Source organism: Enterobacter sp. MGH 16, from assembly GCF_000493175.1.
Classification (GTDB): Bacteria; Pseudomonadota; Gammaproteobacteria; order Enterobacterales; family Enterobacteriaceae; genus Enterobacter; species Enterobacter roggenkampii.
The window spans coordinates 1,414,588-1,437,087 of the sequence record NZ_KI535695.1; the positions used below are offsets into that span (position 1 = coordinate 1,414,588).

Consider the following 22,500-nt stretch of genomic DNA (forward strand, 5'->3'; position numbering starts at 1 on the left):
CACACCTGCAAGGAGAGAAATATGAGTAACATAAAGGTTGTTGATGTCATCATTCGCAAAACGGCGGAGAAAACGAAATTAACCGGCGAAGGAAATTTGTCGGTCTCTATTTCCTCCCCGAGCGTGATTGAAATCCAGGGTTCTGCTCAGGATGTGGTGCGATATGTCCGCCAGGGTAAAGATCTCCTCATTTATATGAAAGATGGCAGCGTGATTCGCTGCAATAACTATTTTGTTGAAGATCCTGAGACGCACAACCAGTCAGAACTGGTGTTCAACGATCGTCAGGAACTGACGCATATTTCTTTTGCCGATACCGGGGAAGCGTCAGGCGTTGCGGTGACCGAGCTAACCGCGCAGGCCACACCGATTAGCAGCATTCAACCTTTCCTGGGGCAGGGAAGCGTCTTAAGCGACGCCCCGTGGGGCTGGATTGCGGGAGCTGCATTAGGTGGCGGTGCCATCGGGGCGCTGCTGGCAAACGGCGGCGACGGCGAGACTAAAACAAAAGTTATTGATAATACGAAAGAAGTGGAAAGCGCCACGCCAACCTTCCTGCTGTCGGATAAAGCGGGCGACAAGCAGGGCGTGCTGACAGCAAACGCGATCACGGACGACAACACGCCAACCTTTAGCGGTACCGGTCAGCCGGGCGCGACCATCCAGATCAAAGACAGCAGCGGCAGCACCATCGCCAGCGCCATGGTCGGTAAAGAGGGCACCTGGACGGTAAAATTACCGACCCAGACTGACGGGGAACATACCTGGTCGGTGGTGCAGATCGACGGCAGTAAAACCACCGATGCGGGCAACATTACCGTAACGGTCTCGACCGCCGAGGCTGCCATTACGCTGGCTACCACGGCGGGCGACAACGTGCTTAACGCCAGCGAGCAATCCGCGGGCTTTACGCTCTCCGGTGCCAGCAAGAATCTGGCGCAGGGTACCGTACTCACCGTGACGCTGAACGGTAAAACCTATACGACGGAAGTGGGGGCGGACGGGACGTGGAGTGTTAACGTGCCCGCGGCCGACGCGCAGGCGTTGGGCGATGGCACCTGGACGGTCAACGTCAGCGGCAAAGACGCGGCGGGTAACACCGTGAGCGGCAGCCAGACAATCGGCGTGGATAGCGTCGCGCCAACCCTCTCTGTCGATAGCCTCGCGCAGGACAACATCATTAATGCCGCCGAGCACAGCCAGCCGCTGACGCTGACCGGCAAAACGACTGCGGAAGCCGGTCAGATCGTCACGGTCACGCTGAACGGTAAAAACTACAACGCCACGGTGGGCAGCGACGGTACCTGGTCCGTCACGCTTGCCGCGGACGACGTGCAGGCGCTCAACGAGGGTAATCACACCCTGACGGTGAACGTCAGCGACAAAGCGGGCAACGGTTCGTCTGTCACCGCAGATTTCACGGTGGATACCACCGCGCCGGTGGTCACCATCGATACCGTGGCGGGCGACGACATACTGAACACCAGCGAACAGGGCCAGGCGCAGATTATTTCCGGGCAGACGAGCGGCGCGTCGGCAGGCGATGTGGTCACCGTGACCGTTGGCGGCCAGTCCTTCACCGGCGTGGTGCTGGCGGACGGCAGCTGGAGCGTGGGCGTTCCGGCATCCGTGCTGGGCGCGCTGGGTGAAGGCAACCACACGATTTCAGTATCCGTGACCGACGCGGCGGGCAACACCGGCAGCGCCACGCACGGCATTACGCTGAGCGGCAACCCGCCAGAATTTACGATTGACGTCATTAGCCAGGACAACGTGCTGAATGCCCAGGAGGCGATGCAGCCGCTGAGCCTGACCGGTACCAGCAACCTGCCTGACGGCAGCGCCATTACCGTGACGCTGAACAACGTCAACTATCAGGCCACCGTTGAAAACGGCATCTGGGCGGTCCAGGTGCCGGTTTCCGACGTGCTGAATCTGGCGAACACCCTCTACACCGTCAGCGTCAGCGGCACTGACAGCGTGGGTAACAGCGGCTCTGCCGGGGCGACGCTGCTGGTGGATACCGTGCTGCCGCAGGTGATCATCAACACCTTTGCGGGCGACAACCTGGTCAATAACGCCGAAGCGGGTGTCGATCAAACCCTCAGCGGTCGCGTTACCGGCGCGGCGGCGGGCGATACCGTTTCTGTCACCGTGGGCGGCAAGAGCTACACCGCCACGGTGGGCAGCGATCTGACCTGGAGCGTGAAAATCCCGTCAGCGGATCTTAAGGCGTTCGGCGACGGCGATTTAACCTTCACCGCGTCGGTGACCAATTCGCACGGCAATACCGGTACCGGCGAGCGCGATATCAACATCAACGCACAGCTGCCGGGCCTGCGTGTGAACACCATTTCCGGCGACGACGTGGTCAACGCCATCGAACAGCAGCAGGATCTGACCGTCACCGGCGCCAGCACCCACCTGGCCGCGGGCACGCCGATCGTCGTCACCATCAACAACGTCGAATATAACGCCGTGGTTACCGCCAGCGGCGGCTGGAGCATTGGCGTTCCTGCTGCGGACCTGCAGGCCTGGACCGCGGGAGAGGTGACGGTTAGCGTCAGCGCAAAAGATGCCTGGGGCAATACCGTTGCGGCTGAACACCCGATTGAACTCGATCTCAACGCCGTGGCGGTCACCATTGATACCGTCTCCGGCGATGATCTGCTGAATGCGGCAGAAAAAGGTGCCGATTTAACTCTCTCCGGAAAGACGCAGGGCGTGGAGGCGGGGCAGACCGTGGTGGTGAAATTCGCCGACCAGACCTTTACCGCCCAGGTGCAGCAGGATGGGTCCTGGAGCCTGACCGTGCCCGCCAGCGCCATGGAAACCCTGATCGACGGGCGCGCGCAGGTGAGCGTCAGCGTCACGAACGTCAACGGTAACAGTGCCGACGCGTCGCGCGTGGTCACGGTGGATACGCTGCCGCCGGCGATTACCCTCGATAACCTCACCAGCGATAACATCATCAATGCGGCAGAGGCGCAGCAGGATTTAGCCTTAAGCGGCACCAGTACTGCGGAACCGGGCCAGACGGTCACCGTGACGCTGAACGGCAAAACGTATCAGACCACGGTCCAGACGGACGGAACCTGGCAGCTGATCGTACCGGCGGCTGACGTCGGTGCCCTCAACGATGGCATCGTGACCGTGACGGCCACCGTAAGCGACGTGGCGGGCAACAGCAGCAGCGCCGACCGCGTTGGGCTGGTGGACGCGACCGTGCCGCAGGTGACCATCAACCACTTCGTCACCGACACCAATACCGTTAACCAGCTCGCCCATGCACAGGCTCAGATCCTGAGCGGCTCCGTCACCGGGGCGGCAGCGGGCGATCGGGTGACCGTCACCATTAACAGCGTCGATTACACCACGGTGGTGGATGCGGCGGGGAACTGGAGCCTTGGCCTGCCGGCGTCTGTCGTACAGGGGCTGACGGACGGTACCTGGACCATCGACGTCTCCGTGACCGACCGATCCGGCAATACCGGAAGCACTTCACTGGATGTGGTGGTGAATACCGTGACGCCTGTCATCGGTATCAACACGCTGGCGGCGGACGACGTGATTAACGCGACCGAGAAGGGCGAAGATCTGCAGATTTCCGGCACCAGCAACCAGCCGGAAGGCACGACCATTACGGTGACCCTGAACGGCATTCACTACACGGCTACCGCTGACGCCAGCGGAAACTGGAGCGTAACCGTTCCGGCGGCAAACGTCTCGGCGCTGGGCGAAGCGAATTACACCGTGACGGCGAACGTCACCGATAGCGTCGGCAACAGCGCTTCAACCTCGCACGACGTGCTGGTGGACAGCTCGCTGCCGGTGGTAACGATCGACACGCTGGCGGGCGACAATATCGTTAACGCGGCGGAAGTGGCGGCAGGGCAAACCCTGACCGGTAAGGTGACAAATGCGGCGCCAGGTGACACTGTCACGATTACCCTGGGCGGCCAGACCTTTACTGCCACCGTACAGGACGATCTCACCTGGAGCCTGCCGTTAACCCAGAGCCAGTTGACCGCGCTGGGCAACGGCGATCTCACCGTATCGGCCAGCGTCACCAACGCGCACGGCAATACCGGCTCTTCTTCGCTCGACTTCACCATCGACGCCCAGCTTCCGGGGCTGCGTATTGATACGGTCGCAGGCGACGACGTGATCAACGTGATTGAGCACGCTCAGAACCTGATTGTGTCCGGCACCAGCACCGATCTGGCGGCGGGCAGCGCCGTCACCGTGACCATCAACGGAAAAGCGTATTCCGCAACGGTGCTGGCGGACGGCTCCTGGCAGGCGGCGGTACCGGCGGCGGACGTGTCCCAGTGGGCAGATGGCTCGCTGGATATCAAGGCAAGCGCGCAGGATGCCTCCGGCAACCCGGTGGCCATCGGGACCGTCGTGGACGTCGATCTCGCGCCGGTTGCCATCACCATCAGCAGCGTGACCGACGACAACGTCCTTAACGCAGCGGAAAAAGGCCAGGATCTGGTGCTGTCCGGCACGTCATCTAACGTTGAAGCGGGCCAGACCGTCACCATTATCTTCGCAGGAAAAACGTACACCACGACGGTGGATGCCAACGGCGACTGGACCTGGGCCGTTCCGGCTGCCGATCTGAGCGGCCTGAAAGACGGCGACGCCAGCGTGCAGGTCAGCGTCACCAACGTGAACGGCAACGCCGCGTCTTCGGCGCAGGCATTCAGCGTCGACACCACCGCGCCGACGGTGACCATCAACACCATCAGCGGCGATAACATGCTGAATGCGGCAGAGGCAGCGCAGGATCTGACCCTGAGCGGCACTTCTACTGCCGAAGCGGGCCAGACGGTCACCGTGACCTTCAACGGCAATCAGTACACTGCGCAGGTGCAGGCGGACGGCAGCTGGACGCTCGACGTGCCTGCGGCGGATCTGGCAGGCATCACCGACGGCGGTGCCGCGGTCACGGCGACCGTGTCCGATAAAGCAGGTAACCCGGCCAGCGCGGGCTCATCGGTGCTGGTGGACACCACCGTACCGCAGATTAGCTTCAACATCGTCGCGGGCGACGACATCGTGAATATTGCCGAGCACGGCCAGGCGCTGATCGTTTCCGGTAAGGTGACGGGCGCGCAGGCGGGCGACGTGATTACCGTGACCCTGAACGGTAAAGATTACACCGCCATGCTGGACGCGTCCGGCAGCTGGAGCGTGGGCGTTCCGGCGGCGGACGTGGGCGCGCTGGTCAACGGCGACCAGACGATCTCCGCGACCCTCACCGACAAAGCCGGTAACAGCACCACTGCGACGCACGAATTTGACGTCTCCCTGACCGCGCCGGTGGTCGCCATCAATACCCTGGCGGCTGACGACGTGATCAATGCGACCGAGAAAGGCCAGGATCTGCAGGTGTCCGGCACCAGCAACCAGCCGGAAGGAACCGCCATTACGGTGTCCCTGAACGGGATTAACTATACGGCCACCACCGACGCGAGCGGGAACTGGAGCGTGACCGTTCCGGCGGCAAACGTCTCGGCGCTGGGCGAAGCGAGCTACGCCGTGACGGCGAGCGTAACTGACGCCGCGGGCAACAGCGCGAGCACCGGCCACAGCGTGCTGGTTGACAGCGCGCTGCCGCAGGTCACCATCAATCCGGTCGCGACGGACGACGTGATTAACGCGGCGGAAGTGGCTGCCGGACAGACCCTGAGCGGGAAAGTGAGCGGTGCGGCGAGCGGTGACACTGTCACTATTACCCTCGGCGGCAATACGTATACCGCGACGGTTCAGGACGATCTGAGCTGGTCGGTCAACGTGCCGTCCTCGGTCTTAACCGCCATCGGTAACGGCGATCTGACGGTGTCAGCCAGCGTCACTAACGGCCACGGCAACACCGGCACCGGCGAGCGCGACATCACCATTGATGCCAACCTGCCGGGCCTGCGCGTCGATACCGTGGCGGGCGACGATGTGATCAATAGCATTGAACACGCTCAAAATCTGATTATCACCGGTTCCAGCGACGGTCTGGCAACGGGCGCGGCGCTGACCGTCACCGTCAACGGCAAAACCTACGCGGCCACCGTACTGGCGGACGGCACCTGGACGGCGGCCATTCCGGCGGCCGACGTCAGCGCGCTCGGCGCGGGCACGGTTACCGTGAAGGTTGAAGGTCATAGCGCGGCGGGCAACCCGGTTTCCATCAGCCATGACGTGAAGGTGGATCTGGCGACAGTCGCCATCAGCATTAACCCGATTGCCTCTGACGACGTGATTAACGCGGCGGAGAAAGGCGCGGACCTGGTGCTGTCCGGCTCCACCACCAACGTGGAAGAAAACCAGACCGTTACCATCACCTTCGGCGGCAAGTCGTACACCGCGACGGTGGATGCCGACGGCAACTGGACGGCCACCGTGCCGTCTGCCGACCTCAGCAGTTTGAAGGACGGCGACGCCAGCGTGCAGGTGAGCGTGACCAACGTGAACGGCAACAGCGCGTCGGCGGGCCGCGAGTACAGCGTGGACACGACCGCGCCGACGGTGTCTATTGAAATCATCAGCGACAACAACATCATCAATGCGGCCGAGGCGCAGCAGGATCTGGTCGTTAATGGTGTAACCAACGCCGAAGCGGGCCAGACCGTCACCGTGACGCTGAACGGCGTGGACTACACCACCACCGTGCAGGCAAACGGCAGCTGGAGCGTGACCGTGCCTTCCGCGGATGTCGGCGCGATTACCGACGGTAACTACACCATTAGCGCGGCGGTCTCCGATAAGGCGGGCAACCCGGCCTCTGCGGATCGCGACGTGCTGGTCGATACCACCGTCCCGCAGCTGACCATTCACACCGTGTCCGACGACGACGTGATCAACAGCGCCGAGCACGCGCAGGCATTGATTGTCACGGGCTCCGTGACCGGCGCGGCGGCGGGCGACGTGGTCACCGTCACCCTCAACGGCAAATCGTACACCGCCACCCTGGATGCCTCCGGCAACTGGAGCGTGGGCGTGCCTGCGGCAGACGTTACCGCGCTGGCCGCCGGGGATTACACTATTACCGCGGCGCTGACCGATAAAGCGGGCAACAGCAACAGCGCCACGCACGGTGTGGCGGTGAACCTGACCGCGCCGGGGCTGACCATTGACACCGTTTCCGGTGACGATGTGATCAACAACACCGAGAAAACCCAGGATCTGACTCTCTCCGGTACGGCTTCCGGCCTGGCGGCAGGCGCGGTGGTGACCGTGATGCTGAACGGCAAAGCGTACAGCGCGCAGGTGGACGATAACGGAAAATGGACCACCACCGTTCCGGCGAGCGAAGTCGGTCAGCTGGGCGAGGCGCTTTACACCGTCACCGCCTCGGCGACGGACAGCGTCGGCAACAGCACCAGCGCGTCGCACACGGTAAACGTGGAGTCCGTTCTGCCGGGCGTGATTATCAACACCATTGCGGGCGACGACGTGATTAACGCCGCCGAGCTGGCTGCCGGCCAGACCATCAGCGGTAAGGTGGTGAATGCCGAAGCGGGCAACACCGTGACCGTGACCATTGGCGGCAACCGCTACACCGCAAAGGTGCAGAACGATCTCACCTGGTCCGTCGATGTGCCGGAATCTATCCTGACCGCCCTGGGCAACGGCGATTTAACGGTGACCGCCAGCGTGACCAACGGCGTCGGAAACAGCGGATCCGCTGAGCGCGATATCACGATCGACGCTAACCTGCCGGGCCTGCGCGTGGATACCGTGGCGGGCGACGACGTGATCAACAGCATCGAGCACGGGCAGAATCTGATTGTGACCGGATCCAGCGATGGCCTGGCCGCAGGTACCACCTTGACCGTCACCGTAAACGGCAAAACCTACCCGGCCACCGTGCTGGCCGACGGCACCTGGCGTGCGGCCATCCCGGCTGCGGATGTGGGTGCCCTGGCAGCAGGTCCGGTCACCGTGACCGTTGCAGGCCAGAGCAGCGCCGGTAACCCGGTTTCCATCAGCCACGATGTGACGGTGGATCTGGCGACCGTTGCCATCAGCATCGATGCGATTGCCGCCGACGACGTGATTAACGCCGCCGAGAAGGGCGCGGATCTGGTGCTCTCCGGGGCGACCTCGAACGTTGAGGAAAACCAGACCGTTACCATCACCTTCGGCGGCAAGAGCTACACCGCGACCGTCGGCGCCGACGGCAAATGGACGACCACGGTGCCAGCCGCCGACCTGGCGGGTCTGAAAGACGGCGACGCCAGCGTGCAGGTGAGCGTCACCAACGCGAACGGCAACAGCGCCTCGGCGGGACGTGAGTACAGCGTGGACGCGACCGCGCCGACCGTCACGATTAACACCCTGGCGACGGATGATATTCTGAACGCCGCCGAAGCGAAGAGCGATCTGACGGTTTCCGGTACCAGCACCGCCGAAGCGGGCCAGACGGTCACCGTGTCGCTGAACGGCAAAGACTACACCACCACCGTCAGCGCAGACGGCAGCTGGACGCTGAACGTTCCGGCGGCCGATCTGGCAGGATTAACCGACGGCAACGTCACCGTGACCGCATCGGTCAGCGACCAGGCGGGTAACCCGGCGTCCGTGGACCACCACCTGACGGTGGATGTGACCGTTCCTGCGGTCACTATCAACACCATCGCGGGTGACGATGTGATTAACGTGGCTGAACACAGCCAGGCACACGTTATCAGCGGCACCGCCACCGGCGCGGCCGCGGGCGATAAGGTGACCGTCACCATCGGCGGCCAGACCTACACCACCGTGCTGGACGCGGCGGGGAACTGGAGCGTGGGCGTACCGGCAAGCGTGATTTCCGGCCTCAGCGACGGCACCGTGACCGTCACGGCGTCGGTCACCGACGCGGCGGGCAACACCGGCACCGGCAGCCATAACGTGACCGTCGATACCGGTCTGCCATCGGTCAGCTTCAACGCCATCAGCGACGATAACGTGCTGAACGCGGTGGAAAAAGGTCAGGATCTGAGCGTGAGCGGCACCAGCGCCAACCTGGCGGAAGGCACCGTGGTGACCGTGACCCTGAACGGCAAAAACTACACGGCGACGACGGCGGCAGACGGCACCTGGAGCCTGACGGTTCCGGCGGCGGATCTGGCCGGTCTGGGTCAGGCCAACTACACCCTGAACGCGACCGCCACCAACGGCGTGGGCAACAGCGTCAGCAACACCGCGAACCTGCTGGTGGACACCGCGCTGCCAACGGTCACCATCAACACCGTGGCGGGCGATAACGTCATTAATGCGGCGGAAGTGGCCGCAGGCCAGACCCTGAGCGGCATCGTGGCGAATGCCGAAGCGGGCAACACCGTGACCGTGACCATTGGCGGCAACAGCTACACCGCAACGGTGCAGAACGATCTGACCTGGTCCGTCAACGTGCCGTCTGACGTGCTGACGGCGCTGGGTAACGGCAGCCTGAGCGTGACGGCGACCGTTACCAACGGCCACGGTAACACCGGGACCGGCGAGCGCGAGATCGCTATCGACGCTAACCTGCCGGGCCTGCGCGTCGATACCGTGGCGGGCGACAACGTGGTCAACAGCATTGAGCATGCGCAGAACCTCATTGTCACCGGCTCCAGCGACGGGCTGGCACCGGGTACGGCCCTGACCGTCACCATCAACGGTAAAGACTATGCGGCCACGGTGCTGGCGGACGGCAGCTGGAGCGCGGCTGTTCCATCAGCGGACGTGAGCGCGTGGCCGGAAGGTACCGTCAAAATCAGCGTTACCGGCGACAGCTCAGCGGGTAACCCGATTACCATCAGCCACGATGTGACGGTAGATCTGGCGACCGTTGCCATCAGCATCAATCCGATTGCGACCGACGACGTGATTAACGCGGCGGAGAAGGGCGCGGATCTGGTGCTGTCCGGTGCGACCATCAACGTGGAAGCCGGGCAGACCGTGACCATCAGCCTGAACGGCAAAATCTATAGTGCGACAGTAGACGACAGCGGCAACTGGACCTGGACCGTACCGTCTGCGGATCTGGCTGGCCTGAAGGACGGCGATGCCAGCGTGCAGGTGAGCGTCACCAACGTGAACGGCAACAGCGCCTCGGCGGGACGTGAGTACAGCGTGGATGCCACCGCGCCGACCGTCACGATCAACACCCTGGCGACGGACGACATTCTGAATGCCGCCGAAGCGAAGAGCGAACTGACCGTGTCCGGCACCAGCACCGCCGAAGCGGGCCAGACGGTAACCGTGTCGCTGAACGGCAAAGACTACACCACCACCGTCAGCGCGGACGGCAGCTGGACGCTGAACGTTCCGGCGTCCGATGTTGCGGCCCTGACGGACGGCAGCGTGACCGTTACCGCAAGCGTCAGCGACAAGGCGGGCAACCCGGCGTCGGTTGATCACAACCTGACGGTGGACGTCACCGTTCCGGCGGTGACCATCAACACCGTGGCGGGCGACGATGTCATTAACCTCGCAGAACACAGCCAGGCGCACGTTATCAGCGGCACCGCCACCGGCGCGGCAGCGGGCGATAAGGTGACCGTCACCATCGGCGGTCAGACGTACACCACCGTGCTGGACGCGGCGGGCAACTGGAGCGTAGGCGTCCCGGCGAGCGTGATTTCCGGCCTCAGCGACGGCAGCGTAACCGTCACGGCATCGGTTACCGACGCGGCCGGCAATACCGGCACCGGCACGCATAACGTGACCGTCGATACCGGTCTGCCTTCGGTCAGCTTCAACGCCATCAGCGATGACAACGTGCTGAACGCGGTGGAAAAAGGTCAGGATCTGCGCGTCAGCGGCACCAGCGCCAACCTGGCAGAAGGCACCGTGGTGGCCGTGACCCTCAACGGCAAAAACTACACGGCCACGACGGCGGCAGACGGTACCTGGAGCCTGACCGTTCCGGCGGCGGATCTGGCGGGTCTGGGCGAAGCGAATTACACCCTGAGCGCGAGCGCCACCAACGGCGTGGGCAACAGCGTGAGCAACACCGCGAACCTGCTGGTCGATACCGCGCTGCCAACCGTCACCATCAACACCGTGGCGGGCGATAACGTCATCAACGCGGCGGAAGTGGCCGCGGGCCAGACCCTCAGCGGCAAGGTCGCGAACGCGGAGGCGGGCAATACCGTCACTGTGACCATTGGCGGCAACACCTACACCGCAACAGTGCAGAGCGATCTGACCTGGTCCGTGAACGTACCGGAATCCGTCCTGACGGCGCTGGGCAACGGCGACCTGACGGTGTCTGCGACTGTGACCAACGGCCACGGCAACACGGGAACGGGCGAGCGCGAAATCGTTATAGACGCTAGCCTGCCGGGCCTGCGCGTCGATACGGTAGCGGGCGACGATGTGATCAACAGCATCGAACATACTCAAAACCTGATCGTCTCCGGCACCAGCGACGGGCTGGCGGCAGGCACAACGCTCACCGTGACCGTCAATGGCAAAACCTATGCGGCCTCCGTGCTGGCAGACGGTTCCTGGAGCGCGGCGATCCCGGCGGCAGACGTCGCGGCCTTCGCAGCAGGTACGGTCACCGTGACCGTTGCAGGCCAGAGCGCGGCGGGCAACCCGGTGACCATCAGCCATGACGTGACCGTCGATCTGGCGGCGGTGGCTATCAGCATCGATGCGATTGCCACCGACGACGTGATTAACGCGGCGGAAAAAGGCGTGGATCTGGTGCTCTCCGGCAGCACGTCGAACGTGGAGGAAAACCAGACCGTTATCGTTACCTTCGGCGGCAAGACGTACACCGCGAAGGTGGATGCCGACGGTAACTGGACGGCCACCGTGCCTTCCGCCGATCTCGCGGGCCTGAAGGACGGTGACGCCAGCGTGCAGGTGAGCGTCACCAACGCGCACGGCAATAGCGCCTCGGCGGGCCGCGAATACAGCGTGGACGCCACTGCGCCAACCGTGACCATTGATACGGTCGCAGGCGATAACGTGATTAACGCCAGCGAAGCGGCTGCGGGCGTGGCCATTTCCGGCACCACCACGGCGGAAGCCGGGCAGACGGTCACCGTGACGCTGGGCGGGAAGAGCTATACCGCCCAGGTGCAGCAGGGCGGCGTCTGGAGCGTGAACGTGCCGGGCAGCGATCTGACCGCACTGGCGGATAGCGGCTACACCGTGCAGGTGAGCGTGAGCGACGCCGCGGGGAACCCGGGCAGCGCGGGTAAGACGATTACGCTTGATACCACGCCGCCGACCGTCAGCTTTAACGTGGTGGCGGGCGATGACGTGATTAACAGCGTGGAGCACGGCCAGGCGCAGATCGTCAGCGGGTCGGCAACCGGCGCGAACGTCGGTGATAAAGTGGTTATCACCCTCGGTTCGCACCAGTACACCACCACCGTTGACGCCAGCGGCAACTGGAGCGTGGGCGTTCCGGCCAGCGTGATTTCCGCGCTGACCGACGGCACCGTGACCCTCAGCGCGACCATTACCGACAGCGCGGGTAACAGCAGCACCCAGACCCATGACGTGGTGGTCAACACCGCCTCCGTGGCGCTGACGGTGAACACCGTTAGCGGTGACGACGTCATCAACGCGGCTGAAGCCGGTTCGTCACTGGTGATTAACGGTTCCAGCGCGCAGTTCGCCAGCGGGACCCAGGTCACCGTGACCCTGAACGGCAAGACCTATACGGCTACGATCCAGAGCGACGGCACCTGGACGACCACCGTACCGGCCGCCGACGTGGGTGCTCTGGCCGATGGCGCACGCTATCAGGTGTCGGTGTCGGCACAGGACAGCGCGGGCAACAGCGCGTCGGCAACGCACGGCATCAGCGTGGATACCACTGCGCCGGTGGTGAGCATTGGGACGCTGTCGGTTGACGACATGCTGAACGCCTCGGAAGCGCAGCAGCCGCTGACCGTGCACGGATCTTCCAGCGCGGAGGCGGGGCAGACCGTTACCGTGACGCTGGGAGGAAAAACCTACACTGCGCTTGTCGGCAGTGACGGCACCTGGACGCTCGACGTGCCGGCAGCCGACCTGGCCGCTCTGAGCCAGGGCGCGCTGACGGTCACCGCCTCGGTCAACGACAAAGCCGGTAACAGCGGCCAGACCACGCACACCTTAACGGTGGATACCGTCGCGCCAACCGTGACCATCAGCACCGTGGCCGATGACGATATCGTCAACAACGCGGAGCAGCTGGCGGGCCAGACCATCCGCGGCACCACCACGGCGGAACAGGGCCAGACGGTGACCGTCTCCTTCAACGGGCACAGCTATCAGGCGACCGTCGGGGCGGACGGATCGTGGTCGGTCTTCGTACCGGGCCGTGATTTCCTCGGCCTGAGCGACGGGGAGTACACCATCACCGCGTCGGTAAGCGACAGGGCGGGCAACCCGGGCAGCGCAACGCACGACGTGACGCTGAACGGCGATGTCCCAACCATCACCATTAACACCTTTGCGCAGGACGACATCGTCAACGCCGCCGAGCACGGCACGCCGCTGGTCGTCAGCGGTACTACCGACGCCCCGGCGGTCCAGACGGTGACCCTCACGCTGAACGGTAAAACCTATGCGGCTACCGTCCAGAATGACGGCACCTGGAGCTACACGGTCAGCAGCGCTGACGTGGCCGCGCTGGCAGACGGCGGTTCTTACGTGATTAACGCCCAGGTGAGCAACACCATCGGCAACAGCGCCAGCGATAACCATACCGTCACGGTGGATCTCACCGCGCCGTCGATGGGGATCAGCATTGATTCGCTGCAAAACGACACCGGCCTGAGCGCAACGGATTTCATCACCAACGACAGCCAGGTCGTCGTCAACGGCTCGCTGACCGCGCAGCTCGGCAATAACGAGAAGGCGCAGATCAGCCTCGACGGCGGCGTCACCTGGATCGACCTGACCGTGACCGGCACCACCTGGCGCTACGCCGATGGCCGCACCCTGACGGACGGGACGTATCAGTACCAGGTCCGCGTGATTGATAACGCGGGCAACGTGGGGGCCACGGACAGCCAGGACGTGGTGATTGACCTGACGAAGCCTGCGGCAACCACCATTACCGTGGATTCCATTACGCAGGATACCGGCCTGTCCGGCAGCGACTTTATCACCAGCGACAACCAGATCAGCCTGAAAGGGACGCTCGGTGCGGCGCTGGGCAGCGGCGACCACGCGCAGATCAGCCTTGACGGCGGCGTCACCTGGATCGACGTCAGCGTCAGCGGCCTGAGCTGGACGTACGTCGATGGGCGCACGCTGGCCGACGGGGATTACAACTACCAGCTGCGCGTGATTGACGATGCGGGCAACATCAGCGCCACCGCCTCTCAGGTGGTGACCATTGATACGGTTGCACCGGACGCCAGCAAAACGATCGCCATCGACAGCATCAGCGACGATACCGGCCTGAGCAGCAGCGACTTTATCACTCGCGACACGTCCCTGACGCTGCACGGCTCGCTCGGCGCGACGCTGGCCGACGGCGAATACGCCCAGATCAGCCTCGACGGCGGCGTCACCTGGCAGAACGTGATCGTCACCGGCAACAGCTGGTACTACGTCGATAGCCGCACGCTGGGTAACCAGACCTATGACTATTACGTCCGCGTGGTGGATGCCGCCGGTAACGTGGGGGCCAGCGCCCATCAGCAGGTGACCGTCGATACGATTGCTCCGGATGCGGCGATCACGGTGTCGGTGGATAACATCACCGTGGATACCGGCTTCGACAATAACGACTTCCTGACCAGTTCGACCTCGTACACCCTGCACGGAACGCTCGGCGCTGAACTCGGCGTGGGCGAGTACGTGCAGGTGAGCATGGACGGCGGCACGACCTGGGTGTACGCCACCGTCAGCGGCACCCAGTGGAGCTACAGCGATACGCGTACCCTGACCGACGGCAGCCATAACTATCAGGTGCGGGTGGTCGACCAGGCGGGTAACGTCGGGGCCACCACCTCGCAGGCGGTGACGGTGGACACGCAGGCGCCGCAGTACGGCGTTACCATCGACAGCATCAGCGACGATACCGGCCAGTCCGGGAGTGATTTCATCACCATGGACACCACGCTGACCATCAACGGTTCGCTGGGCAGCGCGCTGGCAAACGACGAGCGCGTGCAGATCAGCCTGGACGGCGGGAATACGTGGCTCGATACCACGGTCACCAACCAGCGCTGGAGCTACACCGATACCCGCGATCTGCCTGACGGAGACTACACCTACCAGGTGCGGATTATCGACCAGGCGGGCAACGTGGGTTCCACCGCGTCTCAGGTCGTCACGGTAGACACCACGCCGCCGACCACGGTTGGCACGGTCGTGAGCTATACCGACGGCGAAGGCGAGCGTCAGGGCACCTTTGGCAGCGCGGTGGCAACGGACGATAACTCGCCGCTGATCAACGGGACGCTGAACCGCGCCCCGGACGACGGCGAGATCGTGCAGCTTTACCGTGACGGGGTTCTGCTCGGCCAGGTGACCATGAACGGCAGCGCAAGCTGGTCCTTCCAGGACAACGGCCTGAGCGACGGGAATCACACCTACATCGTGCGCGTCACCGACAGGGCCGGAAACTACACGGAATCGGACGGCTTTGTGCTGAACGTCGATACCAGCATTCCGACCACCACGGCGGCGATTACCGCGCAGACCACGTCGGATACCACGCCGATCGTCAGCGGTACCGTCTCCGCTGACCTGGTGAACGGTGAATACCTGGTGGTGACGGTGAACGGCAAAACCTACACCTCCCAGACGGGCGGTGCGGTGGTGGTCGACCCGGATCACAACACCTGGTATCTGCAGATCCCGGACGGCGATGCGCTGAGCGTGGCGAGCTACAGCGTGACCGCGCAGGTGAAGAGCAGCGCGGGTAACGGCAATACCACCGGTACGGCGACCGGCAGCCTGGTGATTGATACCACCTCGGTGAACACCGACTGGGCAACCTCGGCGGGGAACAGCAACAACTCCACCATGACCCTCGGCATGAACAGCAGCGGTCTGTGGAATATCATCGCTAACGGCCAGTCTTACTCCAGCAGCGATAGCTCGACCTATGCCGGCAATACGCTGACTAACACCCGTAACTACTACGTGGTGAGCCAGACCGCCGCCGACTTTGACCGTAACGGCACGCAGGACATTTTCGCGACGGAAAATACCTACGCCGGGTCAACGCAGGTGATGTGGACCTACGATGGCAGCACCTATAACGCCAGCCAGCTGGCAATGGGCACCACCATCTGGTTCGGCGGCGTGATTGCCTACGATAAAACCGGGGATGGGTATCTGGATCTGGCGTACGGTGACTCCGGCGCGGACTCCATTACCTATCTGATCAACAAAAACGGGGTACTCTCGCCTGACGGCACCTACGGCGGCGCGGGGTTCTGGGGACAGTTCACCACCATGCGTGAAATCTCCGGCGTCGATATTAACAATGACGGCACCGTGGATGTGGTTCAGCACACCAACCGCAGCGGCGCGTACTCGTTAACCGTGATCAACAACAACGGCAACGGCACGCTCTCCATCGGTCAGAACCTGACGAACGTGTTTGTGCCCAACGCCTCGAATACCACCACGGCGGCTTCCATGACGTGGGCGGACTTCAACGGCGATGGCTACATGGATCTGTACCTGGGCAGCAGCTACAACAACAACGGCGGGGTGATCTACTACAACGACGGTACCGGGAAGCTCTCGGCCACCAAGAGCGCGGTGGAGGCGTCTAACGCAGCGGCGGGCTATCTGTCGGTGGCGGTGGACTGGAACGGCGACGGGCAGATGGACATCGTCAAGCTCAGCACCTACGGCGGCTCGCAGACGGCGACGCTGTTCACCAACAACGGCTACGGCTCCACCTGGACCGCCAGCCAGCTGGCGTCCGGCATTGCTTACGCCACCGGCGTGGCGGCAGTGGACTACAACTGGGACGGTGCGCAGGACCTGCTGGTCTCTCAGCAGAACGGCAAGGTGGTGCTGGTGCAAAACAGCAAAACCATTGCTGACGGCACCGCGATGCATCTGCACATTGTCGACAGCGAGGGCATCAACGCCTACTACGGCAATACGGTCAACCTGTACAACGCCGCGGGCGTGCTGGTGGCCTCACAGATCATCAACGCCCAGTCCGGTATCGGGTCGAACGATACGTCCGCGCTGGTGAGTTTCTACGGGCTGGATCCGAATGAAACCTATTCGGCCGAGATCCTGAAGATCACCAACGGCGTGTCGGATAACGTCACCTGGAGCGGTCTGGAGGCGGGCAACGGCAAAGAGGGCTACGTCCTGACGGCCGAAGCGGCCACCGGCGGCCACAGCGGAACCATTACCGGAACCGGGTATAACGACACCTTCATCGCCGAAAATGGCACGTATACCTACAACGGTTCCGGCGGCTGGACTACCCATTCCGACCATGACACCTGGAGCAACACCGGCGGGATGGACGTGGTGGATTACCGCAATGCGACCTCTGGCGTGACCGTTGACCTGCGCCTCTCAACCGCGCAGGACACCGGCTTCGGCACCACGCGTCTGCTGAACATTGAAGGGATTAACGGCTCGGATTACGACGACGTCATCACCGGCAACAGCGGTGATAACCGGTTCGAAGGCCGTGGCGGAAACGACACCTTCAACATCGGCAGCGGCGGTCACGATACGCTGCTCTACAAGCTGATCAACGCTTCGGATGCCACGGGCGGTAACGGTCACGACGTGGTGAACGGCTTTACGGTCGGCACCTGGGAAGGGACGGCGGACACGGATCGTATTGACCTGCGCGATCTGCTCTCCGGCAGCGGCTATACCGGCACGGGCTCGGCGAGCTACGTGAACGGCGTGGCCACGCTGGACAGCGGCGCGGGCAATATCAGCGATTACATCCGCGTGGTGCAGAACGGCAGCAATACCGAGATCCAGGTTGACCTGGACGGTACCGGCGGTCAGTTCTCGCCAACCACCCTGGTGACGCTGAACGGCGTGCAGACGGATCTGGCAACGCTGCTGGCGAACCATCAACTGTTAATTGCGTAAAACAACGCCGCGGGGAGCGATCCCCGCGGCCTTTTGGCGTTTCTTTACACGAATTGCGTTACCCCGGAGATTATGAAGACACATCCACAGTACGAACCCTGGCTGCAGGGCATGCTCATCATCGCGAAGCACTACCGGCTGGACTTTTCGGTGGAGCACGTTCGGGTCACGATTAATCATGAAAGCCAGTCGCCGCGCCAGCTGGTGCTGGAGGAGATGGCGCGCCAGCTTGGGCTGGGGATGCGTGTGGTGGCGGCGGAAGCGGCATCCCTCGATCCTTGGCGCCTGCCGCTGCTGGCAGAATTCACCGGCGGGCAGATTGCGGTGATCAACCGCATGGACAACGAAGGCAACGTCAGCCTGCAGTTCAGCGGCGACGGCGGCCTGGAGACGACGCTGACGCGCGAGGCGCTCGGGTCGCGATTAAAGGGCCTGATGGTGCTGCGCCCGCTCGAGTCCACGCCGGATGCCCGCGTGGATGACTACATCAAACCGTATGAAAAAAACTGGTTCTGGCAGCTGGCGCTGAAGGACTGGCGACGCTACGGCGACATTATGCTGGTGGCGCTGGTCGCCAACGTGCTGGCGCTTTCCAGCATGGTCTTCTCCATGCAGGTCTACGACAGGGTGGTACCGTCGCAGTCAGAAGCCACGTTGTGGGTGCTGTTCGGCGGCGTGATGATTGCCATCGTGTTCGAATTCATCATGCGCATGCTGCGCGTGCACATTTCTGACGTGGTGGGGAAGCGCGCCGATCTGCGCATCTCTGAACGCGTCTTTGCCCACGCGCTGCGGATTAAAAACGGCGCACGCTCAAAATCAACCGGATCGTTTATCGCGCAGATCCGCGAGCTGGAGTCGGTGCGCGAGCTGATCACCTCGACGACCATTGCGGCCCTCTCCGATCTGCCGTTCTTCCTGCTGTTCGTCTTCATTCTGTGGATGATTGGCGGTCCGCTGGTGCTGGTGGTCCTGCTCGCCGTGCCGCTGTTGCTTATTCCGGGCCTGCTGGTGCAGCGCCCGCTGGGGAAACTCTCCAGCGAAGGGATGCGTGAATCCGCCATTCGTAACGCCACGCTGGTGGAAGCGGTGCAGGGCATTGAAGACATCAAGCTGATGCGCGCCGAGCAGCGTTTCCAGAACCAGTGGAATAACACCAACGACGTCGCCGCCAGCGTCGGCATGAAGCAGCGCTGGCTGACGGGCCTGCTGCTCACCTGGACGCAGGAGGTGCAGTCCATTGTTTACGCGGTGGTGCTGCTGGTGGGCTGCTATCTGGTCATCAGCGGTGACATGACCACCGGTGCGCTGGTGGGCACCTCGATTCTGGCGTCGCGGACCATTGCGCCGCTGTCGCAGATCTCAGGCGTGCTCTCGCGCTGGCAGTCGGCAAAAGTTGCCCGCAAGGGGCTGGACGACCTGATGCAGCGGCCGATTGACGATCCGCAGCACGGCAAGAAGGTGCACAAAGCCCACCTGCGCGGCGACTATGCGCTTGAGGACGTCGGGTTTTATTACGACGAGGAAGAGAAACTCACCGTGCTCAACATCAGCAAGCTGCAGATCCGCGCCGGAGAACGCGTGGCGGTGCTCGGGCGCAATGGCTCCGGCAAAAGCACGTTGCTTCAGCTTCTGGCGGGCATGCAGGAGCCGCAGCAGGGCAGCATTCTGCTGGACGATATTGCCCTTAATCATCTTGATCCGGCCGACGTGCGTCGCGACATGCAGCTGCTGAGCCAGCAGGCCCGTCTGTTCTTTGGCACCGTGCGGGACAACATCCTGATGGGTAACCCGCTGGCGACCGACGATGACATTCACCAGGCGCTGGTCAACAGCGGCGCGCTGGAGTTTGTGCGCAAACAGAAAATGGGGTTGAACACCATCATCAACGAGGGCGGAACGGGCCTCTCCGGCGGTCAGCGTCAGGCACTTTTGCTGGCGCGCGCCCTGATCACCTCGCCGACTATTCTGCTGCTGGACGAGCCTACCGCCTGGCTGGACGAAATGAGCGAGAAGCAGTTTATTCAGCATCTTCACACATGGCTGGGTAAACGCCGGACGCTGGTGGTGGCCACGCATCGCCTGCCGATTCTGGACCTGGTCGACCGCATCATCGTGCTGGAAAACGGCAAGGTGGTGATGGACGGCCCGCGCGACGCCATCCTGCACCAGCACGGTATGGCGCCGCAAAAGACAGCACAGCGCACCGTGACCATGAAACCGGCGGCGGTTGCAGAGGAGGGCGCGGCATGAATGATTTCTCCCGTTTTAATAGCCGACTGAATGAGCCGCGCCTTCCGCGATCCACGCTGGTGGCATGGTCGCTGTTCGCCCTGCTGGCGGCGTTTATCGCCTGGGCGAGCCTGTTCCATCTTGATGAGGTGACGACCGGCAGCGGTAAGGTGATACCGTCTTCTCATGAGCAGGTCATCCAGTCCCTGGAAGGCGGCATTATCCACAGCCTGATGGTGCGCGAAGGCGACATCGTCGAGCGCGGCCAGCAGCTCGCGCAGCTTGATCGGACAAAAACCGAGTCGAGCGTGCTGGAGAGCGAGTCGCGTCTGAATGCGGCGCTGGCCACGGCGGCACGCCTGAAGGCCGAAGTTAACGACACGGAGCTGACGTTTCCCGAGGAGCTGGATGACGACGTTGAGCTGGTTAAGCAGGAAACGGCGCTCTACCAGTCCCGTCGCGAGAGCCTTGAAAAAGGGCTGGCTGGTTTACGTCAGGGTGCCGAACTGGTGCAACGCGAGCTGTCGTTGACCCGTCCGCTGGTGACCCAGGGGGCGGCCAGCAAGGTGGAGGTGCTGCGTCTTGAGCGTCAAAAAAATGAGCTTGAGAATAAAATCACCGAGATGAAAAACCAGTATTACGTCCGCGCTCGCGAAGAGCTGGCGAAAGCCAATGCGGAGATTGAAGCCCAGCGTTCGGTGATGAAGGGTCGGGAAGACTCCCTGACCCGACTGACCTTCAATGCGCCGGTTCGCGGGATCGTAAAGGATATTGACGTCACGACCGTGGGCGGCGTCATCCCGCCGAACGGCAAGCTGATGAGTCTGGTTCCGCTTGACGATCAGATGGTGATTGAGGCGAAAATTTCGCCGCGCGATGTGGCGTTTATCCATCCTGGCCAGAAGGCGCTGGTGAAAGTGACGGCCTATGACTACTCCATTTACGGCGGGCTGGAAGGGGAAGTGACCATGATTTCACCGGACACCCTGCAGGATGAGGTGAAAAGAGATGTTTATTACTATCGCGTCTATATTCGTACCGACAGTAACCATCTGACCAATAAGCAGGGTCAGGAATTCCCGGTCTTTCCGGGCATGATTGCCACCGTTGATATTAAAACCGGCAGCAAAACCATTCTGGATTATCTGTTGAAACCGCTGAATAAGGCAAAAGAGGCGCTGCGGGAACGATAGGTGAAGGGCGTTCGGAACACCGAACGCCTGGTGAATTATACGGTTGACGTCACGTTGTGAAGGTGGCGTCGCTCTTTAGGAACCACGTTGATGTAATGCGTGACATACGCAAAATATAATCCGGCATAATTTTCGACGAGTTCGATAAACGCCGGATAGACCGATAGCCGACCATCACCCCGATCTTTCAGATAGCCTGCCTCCTGAGCTGATTTGATAATCCGGTTGACGTGGATGCGCGATACAAAAAATTCTTTTGCGAGCGTGCTGGCTGAATAGTCAATAACGGCGCCATGGGCGGATTTGTTTTTCATAGCCTGCAGGTAAAGATAAAGCATAATCATACGGCCACCATCTTTATCAATAAATAATCCTACTTCAGGCAAAACCTTTCTGAACGTTAATCCACGAAAAAGATATTCTGCCGCGCGGCGAAAGAAGTTGCTTCTCAAAATATCATTATCCAGCAGGTTTACATTAATATTAAATGTCGGATATAGAATGCTGACGGGCAAAAAAGCGCCGGACATATAACGCTTTAGTTCATTCAGGCCTTTTTCGGTTGGCGCGATTCTCGTCTTTCGTCTGTCTTCTGTACAGCGCCAGGTCCTGATGCGCCCGGTGGTTCTGAGTATCGTAATGATCGCAATAACGCTGTTGGGGCTGGCTATCTTATAGCGAGAACATAACTCTTTAATTTCAGAAACTGACTCGGCCTGATTGCCAAAAATAAAACAACACATGGAGAGGATAATGTTGAACCGTGATTCCTGTAGCATTGTCTTGTAGAACAAAGGTTGCTTTTTGTAGATGGTGTCATTAATTGTGTAGTGCTCTAATATTGCCTCACCGAATCGTGGATTGCTCTTTATGACATCCCTTCGATGTAGCAAGGCCCTGGATGAGATATGATTATCCATAGCATTTTTCTCGTATTTGAATGAGCCGATAGATGAAGTGTCCAGTCTTCTTTTTCGGAATTTTCATTATACCCTGAGAATAAAATATTTGCCGTGGTTATTTGAAAAGAAAAGTATAGTTAAACGTT

The 22,500-nt window shown here is 61.8% G+C and carries 4 protein-coding genes; 3 read left to right on the top strand and 1 reads right to left on the bottom strand.

The genetic code is table 11. The annotated features are described in order from the left end of the window. Positions 1-21 precede the first annotated feature (21 nt). The 3 genes from L362_RS15885 to L362_RS15875 all read left to right on the top strand — a co-directional run bounded on the left by L362_RS15885 (position 22) and on the right by L362_RS15875 (position 21,452). Positions 22-18,027, top strand: a complete 18,006-nt coding sequence (locus L362_RS15885; protein WP_023344096.1) for an Ig-like domain-containing protein — start codon at positions 22-24, stop codon at positions 18,025-18,027. 72 nt (positions 18,028-18,099) lie between these two features. Then, the gene (locus L362_RS15880) at positions 18,100-20,280 is read left to right on the top strand and encodes a type I secretion system permease/ATPase (protein ID WP_023344097.1); all 2,181 of its coding nucleotides are present in this window, start codon (positions 18,100-18,102) and stop codon (positions 20,278-20,280) included. Further along, positions 20,277-21,452, top strand: a complete 1,176-nt coding sequence (locus L362_RS15875; protein WP_023344098.1) for an HlyD family type I secretion periplasmic adaptor subunit — start codon at positions 20,277-20,279, stop codon at positions 21,450-21,452. The genes L362_RS15880 and L362_RS15875 overlap by 4 nt, the downstream gene beginning before the upstream one ends. A 35-nt stretch (positions 21,453-21,487) precedes the next feature. On the opposite strand, the gene L362_RS15870 is transcribed toward L362_RS15875, so the two are convergent. Continuing rightward, entirely contained in the window at positions 21,488-22,372 is an 885-nt protein-coding gene (locus tag L362_RS15870; protein WP_023327430.1) for a helix-turn-helix domain-containing protein, read from the bottom strand. Positions 22,373-22,500: the final 128 nt, after the last annotated feature.

Excerpts from the sequence above, each read along its gene's own strand:
- L362_RS15885 (WP_023344096.1), top strand. The coding sequence starts at position 22 with ATGAGTAACATAAAGGTTGTTGATGTCATCATTCGCAAAACGGCGGAG.
- L362_RS15880 (WP_023344097.1), top strand. The coding sequence starts at position 18,100 with ATGAAGACACATCCACAGTACGAACCCTGGCTGCAGGGCATGCTCATC.
- L362_RS15875 (WP_023344098.1), top strand. The coding sequence starts at position 20,277 with ATGAATGATTTCTCCCGTTTTAATAGCCGACTGAATGAGCCGCGCCTT.
- L362_RS15870 (WP_023327430.1), bottom strand. The coding sequence starts at position 22,372 with ATGGATAATCATATCTCATCCAGGGCCTTGCTACATCGAAGGGATGTC.